The sequence below is a fragment of the Nocardioides plantarum genome (genome assembly GCF_006346395.1).
Lineage (GTDB): Bacteria > Actinomycetota > Actinomycetes > Propionibacteriales > Nocardioidaceae > Nocardioides > Nocardioides plantarum.
Genome location: NZ_VDMS01000002.1, coordinates 279,582 through 293,822 on the forward strand (window position 1 = coordinate 279,582; position 14,241 = coordinate 293,822).

The 14,241-nt window shown below is 73.9% G+C and carries 15 protein-coding genes; 6 read left to right on the top strand and 9 right to left on the bottom strand.

Features of this window, described 5'->3' with window-relative positions:
* Position 1: 1 nt before the first annotated feature.
* Complete coding sequence (locus FJQ56_RS22190) at positions 2–166, bottom strand: hypothetical protein (RefSeq protein ID WP_170215404.1); 165 nt, start codon at positions 164–166, stop codon at positions 2–4.
* A gap of 310 nt (positions 167–476) precedes the next feature.
* Positions 477–896 (bottom strand): division/cell wall cluster transcriptional repressor MraZ, encoded by a 420-nt coding sequence (mraZ, locus tag FJQ56_RS13330; protein WP_140010056.1) that lies wholly within the window; start codon positions 894–896, stop codon positions 477–479.
* Between the two features lie 266 nt (positions 897–1,162).
* Between mraZ and FJQ56_RS13335 the strand changes: the two genes are divergently transcribed.
* From FJQ56_RS13335 to FJQ56_RS13345, 3 genes are read left to right on the top strand one after another with little or no spacing between them, the layout of a single operon-like run.
* The gene (locus tag FJQ56_RS13335) at positions 1,163–2,185 is read left to right on the top strand and encodes an AAA family ATPase (protein ID WP_140010057.1); all 1,023 of its coding nucleotides are present in this window, start codon (positions 1,163–1,165) and stop codon (positions 2,183–2,185) included.
* Positions 2,178–3,461, top strand: coding sequence for a DUF58 domain-containing protein (locus FJQ56_RS13340; protein ID WP_140010058.1), 1,284 nt, complete (start codon positions 2,178–2,180; stop codon positions 3,459–3,461). The genes FJQ56_RS13335 and FJQ56_RS13340 overlap by 8 nt, the downstream gene beginning before the upstream one ends.
* Positions 3,458–5,863 (top strand): transglutaminase TgpA family protein, encoded by a 2,406-nt coding sequence (locus tag FJQ56_RS13345; protein ID WP_140010059.1) that lies wholly within the window; start codon positions 3,458–3,460, stop codon positions 5,861–5,863. The genes FJQ56_RS13340 and FJQ56_RS13345 overlap by 4 nt, the downstream gene beginning before the upstream one ends.
* 193 nt (positions 5,864–6,056) lie before the next feature.
* On the opposite strand, the gene FJQ56_RS13350 is transcribed toward FJQ56_RS13345, so the two are convergent.
* The 7 genes from FJQ56_RS13350 to FJQ56_RS13380 form a co-directional block, all read right to left on the bottom strand.
* Entirely contained in the window at positions 6,057–6,494 is a 438-nt protein-coding gene (locus FJQ56_RS13350; RefSeq protein WP_140010060.1) for a DUF3040 domain-containing protein, read from the bottom strand.
* 152 nt (positions 6,495–6,646) lie between these two features.
* A complete protein-coding gene (gene dinB / locus FJQ56_RS13355) occupies positions 6,647–7,852 on the bottom strand; it encodes a DNA polymerase IV (protein ID WP_246084148.1) in 1,206 nt (401 codons plus the stop codon).
* Positions 7,853–7,882: 30 nt separating this feature from the next.
* Positions 7,883–8,587, bottom strand: coding sequence for a class I SAM-dependent methyltransferase (locus FJQ56_RS13360; protein ID WP_140010061.1), 705 nt, complete (start codon positions 8,585–8,587; stop codon positions 7,883–7,885).
* A gap of 269 nt (positions 8,588–8,856) precedes the next feature.
* Positions 8,857–10,071, bottom strand: a complete 1,215-nt coding sequence (locus FJQ56_RS13365) for an endonuclease (protein WP_140010062.1) — start codon at positions 10,069–10,071, stop codon at positions 8,857–8,859.
* Positions 10,072–10,147: 76 nt separating this feature from the next.
* On the bottom strand, positions 10,148–10,570 hold the full coding sequence (locus FJQ56_RS13370) for an SAV_6107 family HEPN domain-containing protein (protein ID WP_140010441.1): 423 nt from the start codon (positions 10,568–10,570) through the stop codon (positions 10,148–10,150).
* A 10-nt stretch (positions 10,571–10,580) separates the two neighbouring features.
* A complete protein-coding gene (locus FJQ56_RS13375) occupies positions 10,581–10,970 on the bottom strand; it encodes a DUF6504 family protein (protein WP_211351003.1) in 390 nt (129 codons plus the stop codon).
* A gap of 140 nt (positions 10,971–11,110) precedes the next feature.
* Positions 11,111–11,578 (bottom strand): hypothetical protein, encoded by a 468-nt coding sequence (locus tag FJQ56_RS13380; RefSeq protein ID WP_140010063.1) that lies wholly within the window; start codon positions 11,576–11,578, stop codon positions 11,111–11,113.
* 56 nt (positions 11,579–11,634) lie between these two features.
* Here FJQ56_RS13380 and FJQ56_RS13385 point away from each other — a divergent pair, with 56 nt between their 5' ends.
* Genes FJQ56_RS13385 through FJQ56_RS13395 form a run of 3 tightly spaced genes read left to right on the top strand, consistent with a single transcriptional unit; the run spans position 11,635 to position 14,125 of the window.
* The gene (locus FJQ56_RS13385) at positions 11,635–12,108 is read left to right on the top strand and encodes a YbaK/EbsC family protein (protein ID WP_140010064.1); all 474 of its coding nucleotides are present in this window, start codon (positions 11,635–11,637) and stop codon (positions 12,106–12,108) included.
* 8 nt (positions 12,109–12,116) lie between these two features.
* The gene (locus tag FJQ56_RS13390; protein WP_140010065.1) at positions 12,117–12,725 is read left to right on the top strand and encodes a DUF4126 domain-containing protein; all 609 of its coding nucleotides are present in this window, start codon (positions 12,117–12,119) and stop codon (positions 12,723–12,725) included.
* Positions 12,716–14,125: a hypothetical protein gene (locus FJQ56_RS13395; protein ID WP_140010066.1), complete on the top strand. Its 1,410-nt coding sequence runs from the start codon at positions 12,716–12,718 to the stop codon at positions 14,123–14,125. The genes FJQ56_RS13390 and FJQ56_RS13395 overlap by 10 nt, the downstream gene beginning before the upstream one ends.
* The last annotated feature ends 116 nt before the right edge of the window (positions 14,126–14,241 follow it).

The window sequence follows — 14,241 nt, forward strand, 5'->3', positions numbered from 1 at the left end:
GTCAGCGACCCAGCCCGGCCAGCAGCAGGAACGCCGCGGCGAAGAGCAGTGACATCGCGAGCGAGAACGCCATCAGCACCGCGACGTCGCGGGCCTGGTGACGGACCCGCCGGTCGGCGAGACGGTCGGGGATCACCTGCTCACGGGTGACGGGTGCGGTGCTCATCGGTTCGACCCCAGATGTGTGGGTGGTGCGTGGGCGGTGCTGGGAAGAGTGCTGCGAGACGTGCTGGGCGGAGCGCTGGTGGATCCGTAGGGCCAGGTCCCGCCCGCTCCGCCTACCTCCGCGCGGGGACGGAGGCCTTGGGGAAGCGCTGCTTTCTGGGGCCGGGGAAGGTGTCCCAGACGGCGGCGTGCAGGAGCGGGCAGAGCCTCGTCCTACGGATCCGTTGTTCAGTTGGGGTACAGCGGGTGCAGCGGGTACTGCGGGTACAGCGGGTGGAGCGGTGTGGGGCGGGATGGGACCGAGCGGTGGGTCAGTCGGACTCGTCGAGATCGGCGAACCGCTGGATCTCGGCGGCCTGGTAGTCGTCCCAGGCGGTGGGGTTCCAGATCTCGAGGCGGTTGCGGACGCCGATGACGACCACGTCCTTCTCGAGCCCGGCGTACTCGCGCAGCGCCGGCGGGATCGAGACGCGGCCCTGCTTGTCGGGCACCACCTCGTCGCCACCGGAGAAGAACATCCGCTGGTAGCCACGGGCGGCCTTGTCGGTCATGGACCGCTCGGCGGCCTTGTCGGCCTCGACGTCGAAGACCTCGGGCGGCCAGACGACCAGGCACTTCTCCTGGCCCTGGGTCACCACGACCCCCTCAGCGAGGCGGTCGCGGAACTTGGCGGGCAGGAAGAGACGGCCCTTCTCGTCGAGACGGGGACGGAACGTGCCCATGAAGCGCATCGGGCACCCCCTGTCCTGGTCATCTCAGCCATCTCGCACCACCACGTTGCTCGCTTGCTCCACTTTCCTCCACAGTACGCCACTTTCCCCCACCGTCAACCACATCCGCTCCCGTTTCCTCCCCCGCGCTCCCCGATCGGCCCCCCACCGCCCAGCGGGCGGGGTGCCGCGGCACCCGCTCGGCGCCGCCCGTCCGGTGCGACGAGTTGCCCGCACGCCCTACGGTGGGAGCACTCGGACGACGGTTCAGGAAGGACCCCGCAGACGTGGACACAACGAGCGCCGCACCAGCCGACCTCGAGACGCTCGGCCGCGTGGTGGGCGCCGTGCGCCACAACGTCGAGCGGGTCATCGAGGGCAAGCCCGACGTCGTCAACGCGGCCCTGGTCGTGCTGCTGGCCGAGGGGCACCTGCTCATCGAGGACGTCCCCGGGGTGGGCAAGACCATGCTGAGCAAGGCGCTGGCCCGCAGCATCGACTGCTCGGTGCGGCGCATCCAGTTCACGCCGGACCTGCTGCCCTCCGACGTCACGGGCGTGTCGATCTTCAATCAGAACACGCGCGAGTTCGAGTTCCGCCCCGGCGGCGTCTTCGCCAACATCGTGGTCGGCGACGAGATCAACCGTGCCTCGCCCAAGACCCAGTCGGCGCTCCTGGAGTGCATGGAGGAGCGCCAGGTCACCGTCGACAACCACACGTACCAGCTCGAGGTGCCCTTCATGGTCATCGCGACGCAGAACCCCATCGAGATGGAGGGCACCTACGCCCTCCCCGAGGCCCAGCGCGACCGCTTCATGGCCCGGGTGTCGATCGGCTACCCGGTCGAGGCCGCCGAGATCGCGATGCTCGACACCCACACGCACGCACGCCCGCTCGACGACCTCGAGGCCGTCACCGACGCCGGTGAGATCCGCAAGCTGTGCGCGATCGTCGGGCAGGTCTACGTCTCCCCCGCCATCCAGCGCTACGCCGTGGGGCTGACCGGGGCGACCCGCCACACCGACGACCTGGTGCTGGGCGCCTCTCCGCGCGCCACCCTCCACCTCGTGCGCGCCGCCAAGGCCCACGCGGCGATCCAGGGCCGCGACTACGTGCTGCCCGACGACATCCAGCAGCTCGCCACGTCGGTGCTCGCGCACCGCCTGCTCCCCAGCGTCGAGGCGTCCATGGCGGGTCGGACGACGGCGTCCGTGCTCGACGCGATCATCGCCGGGGTCCCCGTGCCGAGCACCCAGGGCCCGACCTCCGGCCCGCCCACCGGCGACGCCGGGTCACGGCACCGTGCGTGAGGCACTGTCCGGCCTGACCGTCCGGGGCCGGGCCTTCCTGGCCGCCGGGACCACCGCGGTGGTCTGCGCGGTCCTGCTCGGACAGCCCGCCCTGACCCGCGTCGGCGTGCTCGTCGTCGCACTCCCGCTGGCGACGGCCCTGGTGCTCGGCCGGTCCCGCTACCGACTGGCGCTGGTGCGCACGGTGACCCCGCAGCTCGTCGTGGCCGGACAGCCCGCCCGGGTCAACCTCGCGCTGACCAACGAGGGCCGTACGCCGAGCGGCGTGCTGCTGCTGGAGGACCACGTCCCCTACGTGCTCGGCACCCGACCGCGGTTCGTGCTCGACGGGATCGGCAACGGGTGGCGGCGTCAGGTGACCTACCAGGTGCGCTCCGACGTACGCGGCCGTTTCGAGATCGGCCCCATGACGGTGCGGGTCGGTGACGCGTTCGGGCTCGTCGAGCTCGGCCGCGCGTTCCGGATGACCGTCCCGCTCGTCGTCACCCCCCGCACCGTCGTCCTGCCCCCGATCAACCTCGGCGGTGGCTCGACCGGCTCGGGCGACAACCGGCCCCGGGCCTTCGCGATGGGCTCCGCCGAGGACGTCACCGTGCGCGACTACCGCCAGGGCGACGACCTGCGCCGGGTGCACTGGCCCAGCTCGGCACGCACCGGTGAGCTGATGGTGCGCCGCGAGGAGCAGCCCTGGCAGTCACGAGCCACGATCCTGCTCGACAACCGCCTGCTCAGCCACCGCGGTCAGGGCATCGCCTCCTCGCTCGAGGCCGCCGTCTCGGCGGCGGCCTCCGTCGCCCTCCACCTGTCCCACCGGGGCTTCCAGGTCCGGCTCGTGACGGCCTCTGGCGAGGACGCCTCCGCCGCGAAGGGCGCTGGCGGCGGACAGTGGCACCTGCGCGACGCCGACCTCAGCACCCGCCCGCTGCTCGAGGCGCTCGCGGTCCTCGAGCTCGACGGGCGCGGGCGCCTGGACACCTCGTGGCTGGGCGAGCAGGCGCAGGGCGGGCTGACGGTGGCCGTCCTCGGCTCCCTCGACCAGTCCGACGGACCGGCACTGCGCCGCATCGTGCACCACACCTCCGCGGCCCTGGCGATCGCGCTCGACGTCGACGCCTGGTCCGGTCCGCACGCCGGCACCGGTAGCGCGGCGCCGTTCCTCTCCCGTTCCGGCTGGCGGGCGGTCCCCCTCGGCCCGCGCGACCGGCTCGAGACGGTGTGGCAGGACCTCGGCCGCACCACCCGCACCGTCGGGCGCGGCTCGGCGGTCGTGTCGTGAGCAGCGTGCGGCGTCGCGACCGCGCGGCCCTCGGTGCCCAGCTGCGGATGTCGGCCGCCATCGCGGTGACCGGATGGGCCGCGATGTGGTCGTGGCGCGGTTTCACGCTGATGCCCGCGCGCTACCTCGTCGCCCTGCTCGCCGTCGGGCTCGCGATCGCGCTGACCGGAGCCCTGGCCCGGTGGCGCCGGTTGCCGGGCGCCGTCGTGGTGCTTGCCCAGCTGCTCGTCGGCGGAGCGGTCACCTGCCTGGTCGTCACCTCGCGCCTCTACCCCAGCGGCCGGTTCTGGTCGATGCTCGCCGGCGCCTTCGACGCCGCCAACTCCTACGCCTCGCCCGTGCCCCAGACCAGCGAGGTCTCGGTGCAGCCGCTGCTCGTCGTCGGCGGCTTCCTGGCCATGCTCCTCGTCGACATCTGCGCCGGCACCCTGCGCCGGGTCCCCCTGTCGGGCCTGCCGCTGCTCGTCGTCTACAGCGTGCCGATCAGCCTGCTCGACCGCGGACTGTCGTGGTGGGTCTTCGCGGCCAGTGCCGCGGGCTTCCTGCTCATGCTCTTCCTGCAGGAGGAGGAGCACCTGTCGCGATGGGGACGCTCGCTCGACGGCAACACCGAGCCCGTGCGCCGCCTCAGCGACTCGGTGCGCGCCAGCGCCCTGTCGATCGGGGCGGTCGCGACCGCCGCGGCGATCCTGGTGCCCGTGGTCATCCCGACCTTCAGCTTCTCCGTCTTCGACGTCGGCCCGGGGCAGGGCGGCGACGGCGACATCGAGGTGACCAACCCGATGGTCGACCTGCGTCAGGACCTCGTGCGCGGCGAGGACGTCGACCTGGTGACGATCCGCACCACCGACCGCGACCCCTCCTACCTGCGGATCTCGGTGCTCAACCGGTTCACCGACAACGAGTGGAGCGCCGGCGACCGGGACGTCCCCAGCGCCAACGTCGCGCAGGGGGCGGTGCCCCTCGACGGCGACCCCGAGCTGGTCAGCTACGACGACGTCGACTACGACGTCTCGGTCGACGATGCCTTCGGCTCGCGGTGGCTGCCGACGCAGGCGCCGATCAGCGCGATCGACGCCCCCGGCGACTGGCGCTTCGACGACGCGACGCTCGACTTCCTGTCCAGCGACGACGACCTCACCACCGCCGGGCTCGACTACTCGATGACGGCCGCGACGCCGTCGTACGACGACGAGCGGCTGCTGGCGCTGAACACCTCGACCGCCGCCGTCTCCGACGACCTCACCGAGCTGCCCGACGACCTGCCCGCCGCGATCGGCGCCTACGCCCGCGAGGCGACCCGCGGCGCGACCACCGACTTCCAACGGGCGGTGCTGCTCAACAAGTTCTTCCGTGAGACCGGCGGCTTCGTCTACGACCTGCCCTCCTCGCCCGAGGACGGCATCGGCACCGGCGAGCTGGTCGACTTCCTGAACCCGCGCGACGGGGGGCGTCGGGGCTACTGCGAGCAGTTCGCTGCCGCGATGGCCGTGATGGCCCGTGACCTCGGCATCCCTGCGAGGGTCGCGGTCGGCTTCCTCAAGCCCGACCGGATCCAGGGCAGCGACACGTGGGTCTACTCCTCGCACGACCTGCACGCCTGGGTCGAGCTCTACTTCCCCGGAGCCGGGTGGGTGCGGTTCGACCCGACGCCCGCCGACCGCACCGGGTCGTCCCAGCCCGACTACGCCACGGCACCCGTCGGCACCGAGGCGTCCCCGACCGAATCGACGACCGCCTCCGCGCCGACCCAGCCCACCCGCTCCGAGCGGCCCTCGGCCAGCGCGCCGCCGCCGACCACGCAGACCCCGACGACCGGCGGCCAGGACGCGGCCGTCGACTCGTCGTTCCCGTGGCCGGTCGTCGTGGTGGTCGTCGTCGTCCTGCTCCTCGCACTGCTCGCGGCCCTCCCCCGCCTCCTGCGGCGCCGCCAGTTCGAGCGCCGGCTGGCCGGCGGGGCCGAGGCCGCCTGGGAGGAGCTGCGCGCCACCGCGGTCGACCTGCGCCTGACCTGGCCCGAGGGTCGCTCCCCGCGCGAGACCCGCGACCTGGTCGTGCGGTGGTTCGGACGTCCCGAGGGGACCGACGAGCGTCCCGCCCACGGGCCCGACCTCGCCCCCGAGGCCGCCGAGGCCCTCGGGCGCATCGTCGACCGGCTCGAGCGCGTGCGCTACTCGCGCGGCCACGTCGTCCCGCCCGGGTCGCTGCGCGCCGACGTCCTCACCACGGCCGAGGCCCTCGTCGCCGGGGCAACCCCCCGCCTGCGCCGCCGCGCCCGCTGGCTACCGGTCTCGGTGCTCCAACGCCGATGCTCGGCCGAGACGGAGACCGAGACCGACGGCAGGACCGGCGAGAGCGAGCCCGCAGCCGAGCTCGTCGGCGGCCGCACCGAGGTCCTCTGACCTCATCACCACGCTGACCCGTCGCCCATGGGCGACGGGTCAGCGTGAATTTCAGGGTGACCCGTCCTCCATGGGCGACGGGTCAGCGTGAAATTCACGGTGACCCGTCGTTCGCGTACGACGACGGGTCGGCCTCGAGCCGCGGTCGCACTGATGCCCGCAGCGGGCCGGGAGGTCCGGGGACCGGGTGGCTCTAGAAGCCGCCGTTCTCCCGGCGACGGCGCCAGCGCTCGTCCATGCGCTCCAGGAACGGGGCCCGGTCGCGACCGCGACCGGCGCGGGACCGGCGGGTGCGACGCCCGCCGTCGATGGAGGTGAAGCCGGAGGGGTGGGCGGAGCCCGCGCGCGGGTCGGCCGCAGCGGCCTGGCGCGTGCGGATGGTGCTGAGCGCGAGCGTGGCCGAGCCGAGCATCAGCACGAAGCCGACGATGCCGACGTACCACTCGGTGAGGACGCCGACGAAGAGCAGCGTGATGCCGAGGGCGAAGCCGAATCCGGCGATGGCGAGGCGGCGGCGGGCGCTCGTGCGCATCGCGGTGCCGCGGAGCGTGGAGGCGAACTTGGGGTCCTCCTCGACGAGAGCGCGCTCCATCTGATCGAGCAGTCGAAGCTCCTCTTCGGAGAGTGGCACCGGATCCTCCAGGTTGGCCATACATCACGGGGTGGGGCAAGTCTAGGCAGCCGGTCCCCGGGACGGTAGGCGGGACCGAAAATTGATGACACCCAGATTTCACCGTCCGCGACGGCGTGTCGACCCGCGGCCCGCGTACGACGCCGCCGGGGTCACCTCCCGGCGCCCGGACCGAGCAGCGACGCCGGGCGCACCGCGGCCGAGCCGAAGCGCCGCGCGGCCCGGTCGACGGCCCGGTCGGCGTCGGCCCAGCCGCGGTCGCGCTCGCCGAGGACGCCCTGCCGCTCGACCTGCTGGCGCGGCACCAGGCCCTCGACGCGGACCCCGACGAGGCGGATCCGGGCGCGCTGCAGGCCCTGCGCGTCGTAGAGGCGGACCGCGGCAGCGTAGACCTCCTGGGTCACGTCGGTGGCCTCGCCGAGGGTGCGGCTGCGGGTGATGGTGGTGAAGTCGGCGAAGCGGACGGTGATGGCGACCGTGCGTCCGGCGACGGCGGCGGACCGCAACCGGGCGGTGACCTTGGCGGTGAGCCGGAGCAGCTCGCGCAGCACCACCTCGCGGTCGTCGGTGTCGCGGCCGAAGGTCTCCTGCGCGCCCATGCTGCGGTCGGGTGGACCACCGTGCCCGAACACGCCGGCCCGCCCGGGACTCACCTCGCGGACGTCGACGCCCCACGCCAGGTCGTGCAGGTGGCCTCCGAGGTGGTGCCCCAGGTCGCGGCGCAATGTCGCGACGGGCGTGTGGGCGACGTCGCCGACGGTGACCAGGCCGAGGCGATGGAGCCGGGTCCGGGTCTTGTCCCCCACGCCGTAGAGCTCGCCGACGTCGAGGGGGTGGAGGAAGGCGGTCACCTCGTCGGGGGGTACGACGAGCAGTCCGTCGGGCTTGGCCCGGCGGCTCGCGAGCTTGGCCACCGAGATCGAGGCGGCGACCCCCACCGAGCAGGCGATCCGCTGCTCGTCGTGGACGGTCGCGCGGATCCACTCGCCGAGCTCGACCGGTCCGCCGGCGCGGCGCCCGGCCGCGCGGACGTCGAGGAACGCCTCGTCGAGCGAGACCGCCTCGACCAGCGGCGTGACCCGGCGGAACACCTCCATCACCGACGCGGAGACGGCGGTGAACAGGTCGTAGTCGGGCTGCAGGACGACGACCTGCGGGCACAGCCGACGAGCGCGGGTGCCGGTCATGGCCGAGCGGACGCCGTACGCACGGGCCGGGTAGTTGGCGGCCAGCACGACCCCGCGGTGGCCGCCACCGACCATCACGGGCCGGTCCTGAAGCTCGGGCCGGTCGCGGAGCAGGGCCGAGGCGTAGAACGCGTCCATGTCGACGTGGAGGATCGGGGTGTCCGTCACCACGCGGTCACCCGAGCCCCGCCGGGGAGGCGCTCAGGTGGCGAGCAGGTGCACCTGGGTGGCCAGGGAGAGGTACTCGGGGCGATCGGCGACGGCGCGCTCGAGCTCGACGAGGCCGGCGGACGCGCCGGGCTCGAGGTCGAGCAGCGAGCCGGGTACCAGGTCGGCGAACACGCGCACGCCGTGGGTCGCGACGACGCGGAAGCCCGCGCTGTCGAGCAGCGTGGCCGACTCGGCGGCGGTGTATCGCCGGGTCCGGCCGTGGACCTCGGTGGAGTCGAGCAGTGCGGCGGCCTGGGCGAAGTGGCCGGCCATGGCGCGCGCGACGACCGCGGCGTGGCGCTGGGCGACGAGCAGGGAGAGGTGGCCGCCGGGACGCAGCACCTCGCGGATCGAGGCCAGCGCGGCCGCCGCGTCGTCGACGACCTCGAGCACGCCGTGGCACAGCACGACGTCGGCGCCGTCGGGCCCCACGAGGGCGGGCAGGTCGGACAGGTCGCCCTGGCGGCCGACCACCTCGACGCCGCGCTCGCGCGCGCGGCGGCCCAGGGCCGCGAGGGCGTCGGGGCTGGGGTCGACGACGGTGACGCGGTGCCCCAGGCCGGCGATGCGGACGGCGGAGCCACCGGTGCCGCCGCCGATGTCGACGACGTCGAGCGACGCGCCGGCGAGGACCGGGTCGAGCACGTCCCACACCACGGCGGTCCGGGGGGCGGCTCGACGTTCGCTCGCGGACATGCTCGAAACCTTAGTGGTGTGCGGACGGTCGGGTCGGGCACGGCACCTCCGGCAATGGCTCGACCCGCCATGATCGAACGTGTGTTCGATCCCGAGCAGCCTACGTCGCGACGGCGCGACGCGCCAGCCGGGCGCCCGTCGGCCTGCCGCTGCCGGTCGCAGACCGGCTGTGGGGGGTCTCGACGCCGGTTCGCGACCTCGCCCCTCGGTCGGCGACCCCGCACGCTCGGCCGCCGTCGAGGACGGGTTCGGACGTCGTCCGGCCGTCCTCACCACACGGCGTCGGCCCACTCCGGGTGGTCGATGAACGGGTTGCGGTTGCCCTGGAACTGCTGCTGGATGACGTCGTTGCGGCGCAGCTCGGCGGCGCTGGGCGGGTCCTGGGCGTTCCACTGCAGCAGCACGGACAGCTTGCCGATGTGGGGGGCGGTGCCGTTGCCGGTGGCGTCGTTGACCTCGAGGTCGGCGAAACCGTCGTCCCCCTCGTAGCGCACCGACATGTAGAAGATCATCCGGGCCACGTCGCCCTTGTCGGCGTCGCGCGGCTCCCAGGAGTCGGCGTCGGCCCGGTTGCCGGGCGCCTCGGCGTTGGGGGTGCCGCCGTTGTCGAAGTCGAGGTTGCCCCGGGCGGAGTTGACCGTCACGTCGGTCGGGCGCAGGTGGTGCAGGTCGGTGCCGGGTCCGGTGGCGGTGCCGAAGTCACCGTGGGACTTGGCCCAGACGTGCTCACGGTTCCACTGGTCGACACCCCCGCCGTTGTCGGACGCCGGCACCGAGGTGCCCTGGTAGAGCAGGATCACGTGGTCGGCGTCGGCCGGGTCACGGTCGGTGACCTTGAGGGCGTTCCAGACACCGTCGTAGGACACCCGCGTGACGCCGGTCGAGATGATGGTGTGGAGCGAGGACTCCAGCTCGGGTCCGGTCTTGCCGATCGCGTTCTTCCAGTACGTCGTGTCGTACTGCGTCGTCCCGCCGCTCGTGCCGCCGGGCGGGGTCGTGGTGGTCGGCGTCGTGGTCGGCGGGGTCGTGGTGGGGGGCGTGGTGGTCGGTGGGGCTCCGGCGCGGGCGAAGGCGGTCGCGCCGGTCAGGCCCGGACGGGAGAAGTACGCCGCGAGGGCGCCGGTCACGTCGACCTGCTGGCCGAGCAGGCCGGGATTGGTCTTCAGGCCCCACGCCGAGCGGAAGGCCGACGGGACCTGGACGTAGAGCATCTGCGCGGGGTCGGTGACGCCGGCGGAGTCGGCCAGGGCGAGCGCGTAGTCGCTGGGGTAGCCGCTGCGCACGACGGTCGTGGCGGAGGTGGGCTGCCCGACGACGTAGCCGCGCACGGTGGCCGACGAGCCGTCCTGGGTGGCCCGCGCCGAGGCGACCGAGACCGTCGCGGCCTGGGCCGGCGAGGACACCAGGACCGCGACCAGCGGGACGAGGAGGAGGACAGCGAGGACGGCGGCCAGCGCATGGCCACGACGGAGCCCGAGAGTCATGGCTGAACCCTGGCGGGTGCGACCGCCACCGTCGACCAAGGAAACCCTCGTATCGGACCCGAGGACGGGCGAGGCCTCAGGACACCTGGCGGACGAGGTGCTCGCGGACGGGCTCGTGGGGCATCAGGCCGAGCGACTGCTCGACGACGGCGAGGAACCGGTCGGCGTCGCGGACCAGGTCGTCGGCCTCGCGCTCGCTGACCGAGCGCGTGGAGCCGGCCTCGGCAGCGGCGCGCTTGGCGGCTCCGGCGGCGAAGAAGGTGGCCCACTCGGACAGCTCGGGCGCGACCTCGGCCAGCAGGACCCAGGCGTTCTTCTGCGGACGGCGGCGTGCCGGCGCCGGTCGGGCCCGGGCGGCGAGCAGCGCGGCGGCAGCCCGCAGGGCTGCGACGTGGGCGCACGCGTAGCGGGTCGTGACCTCGGTCGCCGAGATCGCCTCGGCCAGGGACTCGGCCGACCGGGCGAGGTAGGAGTGGGTGGTCGCAGGCAGCAGCAGCATCGTCACGCCCTCAGTCCTGACAGCCCACGAGCGACCACGAGCCGTCGCTCCCGTCGAAGGACAGGTCGAAGACGCCGTCGCTCTCGAGCCCGCCACGGCCGGCCTGGACCCGCCACAGCTCGCGCTCGGGGAGGAGGTCGACCACCGGCGCAGCGGCCACCGCGGTGCCGCGGCCGGCCCTGGCGCCGACCGTCGGGCCGTCGGCGTCGAGCACACCGCGACCCTCGTCGCCCTGCCGCCACGAGCCGGTCTCGACCCAGTGGGCCACCACGGCCCGCACCTTCCACAGTCGCCCCCGCCACAGGAACTGCTCGGGAGACGGCCCGGGCAGCCTCTCCGGGCCGCGCTCGTCGTCCGGCGCGCCGCGCCGGACCTCCACGGGATCGTCGTAGTGACGCATGGTCGGCCTCCTGGCCCTGCTGAGGGGATCCGGCGGGGCCGGGGGTCGAGGTCGACCCCACCGGAGAGTTCGAACGCGTGTTCGAACAAGGAGAACGCTACCTCCCCCCACCGACAACCGGAAGACCCGACCGGAGAGCCCTACTCGAGCCGAGGCGTGACGTACGCCGTCAGGGCGGGCCGGTAGAGCAGGTGGACCAGCACGGCGAGCAGCACCAGGAAGACCACGATCGGCGGCACGAAGGCCACCGGAGGGGCGGTGCGCAGGACGGCCGCGGTGGCCACGGCGAGCAGGACCATGGCGAGCGCCAGGCAGTGCCGCGCCCAGTTGTGGGCGCCCCGCACGAACGCCAGCAGCACCAGCACCAGGCTGGAGACGACCACGTCGAGCACGATCACGACCGGTGTGAAGGACGGCGGGACGCGGGTGTCGTCTGCCGACACGGTGCCCGCGCGCGTGGAGCGGATGATCTCGTCGTCCAGGAGCACCGCGAGCACGGTGAGGGCGGCCCCGAGCAGCACCAGCAGCCAGACCCCGCGGGTCACCCGGGTGAGGGCGACCGGACGGGTCGGACGCGTCGCCCGGGTGAGCGTCGTCGGCTCCGTCACGTCGCGTCCGCCTCTCTCGATCGTGCCGCACCGCGCCAGGCCCTAGGGTCTGGGCCATGTCGAGTGAGCACCCGATGATCGCCCGGTTCCGGACCGAGCACGCCCGACTCGGTGGGACGGGCGAGATCGTCATTCTGCCCGACTCGGTCCACACGGCCGTGCTCGCCGCCCAGGCCCTGGGCTGCGAGCCCGGCGCGATCGCCAACAGCCTGCTCTTCGACGCCGGCGGGTCGCCGGTCCTGGTGCTGACCTCGGGGGCCCACCGCGTCGACACCGCGAAGGTCGCCGCGACCATCGGGGTCGAGCGGCTCGCGCGGGCCACGCCCGAGTTCGTGCGCGAGCACACCGGCCAGGTCATCGGCGGCGTCTCCCCCCTCGCCCACCCGCGTCCCGTGGCGACCTACCTCGACCCGTGGCTCGAGCAGCACCCGGTCGTGTGGGCGGCGGCGGGCCACCCGGCGGCGGTGTTCTCCACGACGTACGACGAGCTCGCGCGCCTCACCGGGGCGACCGTCGTCGACGTCGCGTAGGGCGCGCCGTGGAGTCACTCGCACTGTCGTTCTCCAGCGGCTGGGCCAGCGGGGTCAACGCCTACCTCGTGGTCCTCGTGCTGGGCCTGGGCGAGCGGTTCGGCGGGGCCGACGTACCCCAGGCGCTGGGACGATGGGACGTCCTCGCGGTCGCCGGGTTCCTCTACGCGATCGAGTTCGTGGCCGACAAGATCCCCTACGTCGACTCGACGTGGGACGCGATCTCGACGGTCATCCGACCCACTGCCGGCGCCGTCGTCGCGCTGCTGCTCTCAGGCGACGCCGACTCGCTCACCCAGGCGCTCAACGCCTCGGTCGGCGGCACCACCGCACTGGCCTCCCACCTGGTCAAGGCCGGCGGGCGCCTGGCCGTCAACTCCTCCCCCGAGCCGGTCACCAACATCACCGCCAGCGTCCTGGAGGACCTCCTCGTCCTCGGGGTGGTCGCCTTCGCGATCACCCACCCGGTCGCGGCCGCGGTGATCGCCGCGGTGCTCCTGGTCGTCGGGCTGGTGGTGCTGTGGTTCGCGCTCAAGCTCGTGCGCCGGGGATGGCGGCGCTTCCGGACCCGACGCGAGCGTCGGGGCGCGCGCTCCGGCGGACCGACGTGGACCTGAGCGACGACGCGACCCGGGGTGCCGTCACCGCCCGCCTCGGCGAGCTGTACGCCGGGCGTCCGGTGATCCTCGGGCCCGGCATCCTGGCCGGCTTCACCGCCCTGGTGGCGCGGCTGCGCACCCTGGGCTGCCCGGTGCTGGTGCTGTCGACCGGCACCGGCGCCGGCCCGGTGCCGGAGACCGGCGACTGCACGGTCGTCGAGGTCGCGCTGCCACCGACCGCGTCGATGACCGAGGAGGTGCGCCTGCTCGACCGGGCCACCCGTCACCTGCCGCCGCACGTCGTCGCGGCGATCGACGCCTTCGACCCCGAGCGCCGCGCGCGGTGGCGCACCACGCCGTTCGTCACGACCGACGAGCCCCTCCTGGGTCGCGTGGTCACCGGCGGCCGACCGGCGGCCTGGATGGCGCTCGAGGACAAGCTGCTCGCCGACGGGGTCTGGGACGCCGCCGGGGTGACCCGTGCCCCTCACCGCGCCTGCCCGGTCGACCGTGCCTCCCTGGCCGCCGCCAGCGCCGAGCTCGACGCCGGCCAGGGCGTCGTGTGGAGCGGCGATGCCCGCGACGGCCTCAACGGCGGCGGCAACTTCGTGCGCTGGGTCCTCGACGAGCGGGACCGCGTGGCGGCGTACGCGTTCTTCGCCCCGCGCTGCGACCGGGTCCGGGTGATGCCGTTCCTCGACGGGGTGCCGTGCTCCATCCACGGCATCGTGCTCGGGCCGGACGCGGGCGGCACCGCCGCGCTCCGGCCGGTCGAGCTGGCGATCCTGCGCCACCTCGAGACCCGCTCGTTCGTCTACGGCGGGCTGTCGACGTGGTGGGACCCGCCGGCGGCCGACCGCGACGAGATGCGTGCGGTCGCGCGGCGCGTGGGCGACCACCTCGCCGCGACCCACGGCTACCGCGGCGCGTTCGGGATCGACGGCGTGCTCACCGGAGACGGGTTCCGCCCGACCGAGCTCAACACCCGCGCGTCGGCCGGCGTGAGCACCCTCGCGCAGGTCGACCCGGGCTTCTTCGGCCTGCTCCAGGACCACCTCGTGCTCGGCCTCGACCCGGGGCTCACGGTCGAGGACGTCGAGTCCCTGGTGCCGCTGCTCGACGCCCGGCGCACCGGACGGCCCTCCGCCGTCGGGCAGGGCGTCTCGCTCGGCGGCACCCACTCCTACGACCTCGAGCGGCGCGAGGGGAGGCTCGCCCGGGCGCCCGAGGGCGAGGCGACCGGGACGACCCTGGTCGCCGCCGACACCCCTGTCGGGTTCTTCGCCCGGCTCGACCCGTGCGCACTGCTCGCACCCGGCGACCGGCTCGCGCCGCTCAACGTCGCCCTGACGACCTACCTCGACCAGACGTACGACTCCGGGTTCGGGCCGCTCGGGGCGGCGCCCGACCTGCGCTGACGGACGTCGGGCCGGGCGTCGGCCGGGCGTCGGCCGGTTCGGCAGGCGGTTCGGCAGGCGGTTCGGCAGGCGGGCGTCGTACGGGTCGAGGCCCGTCGCGACGAGCCGTCTCGTCA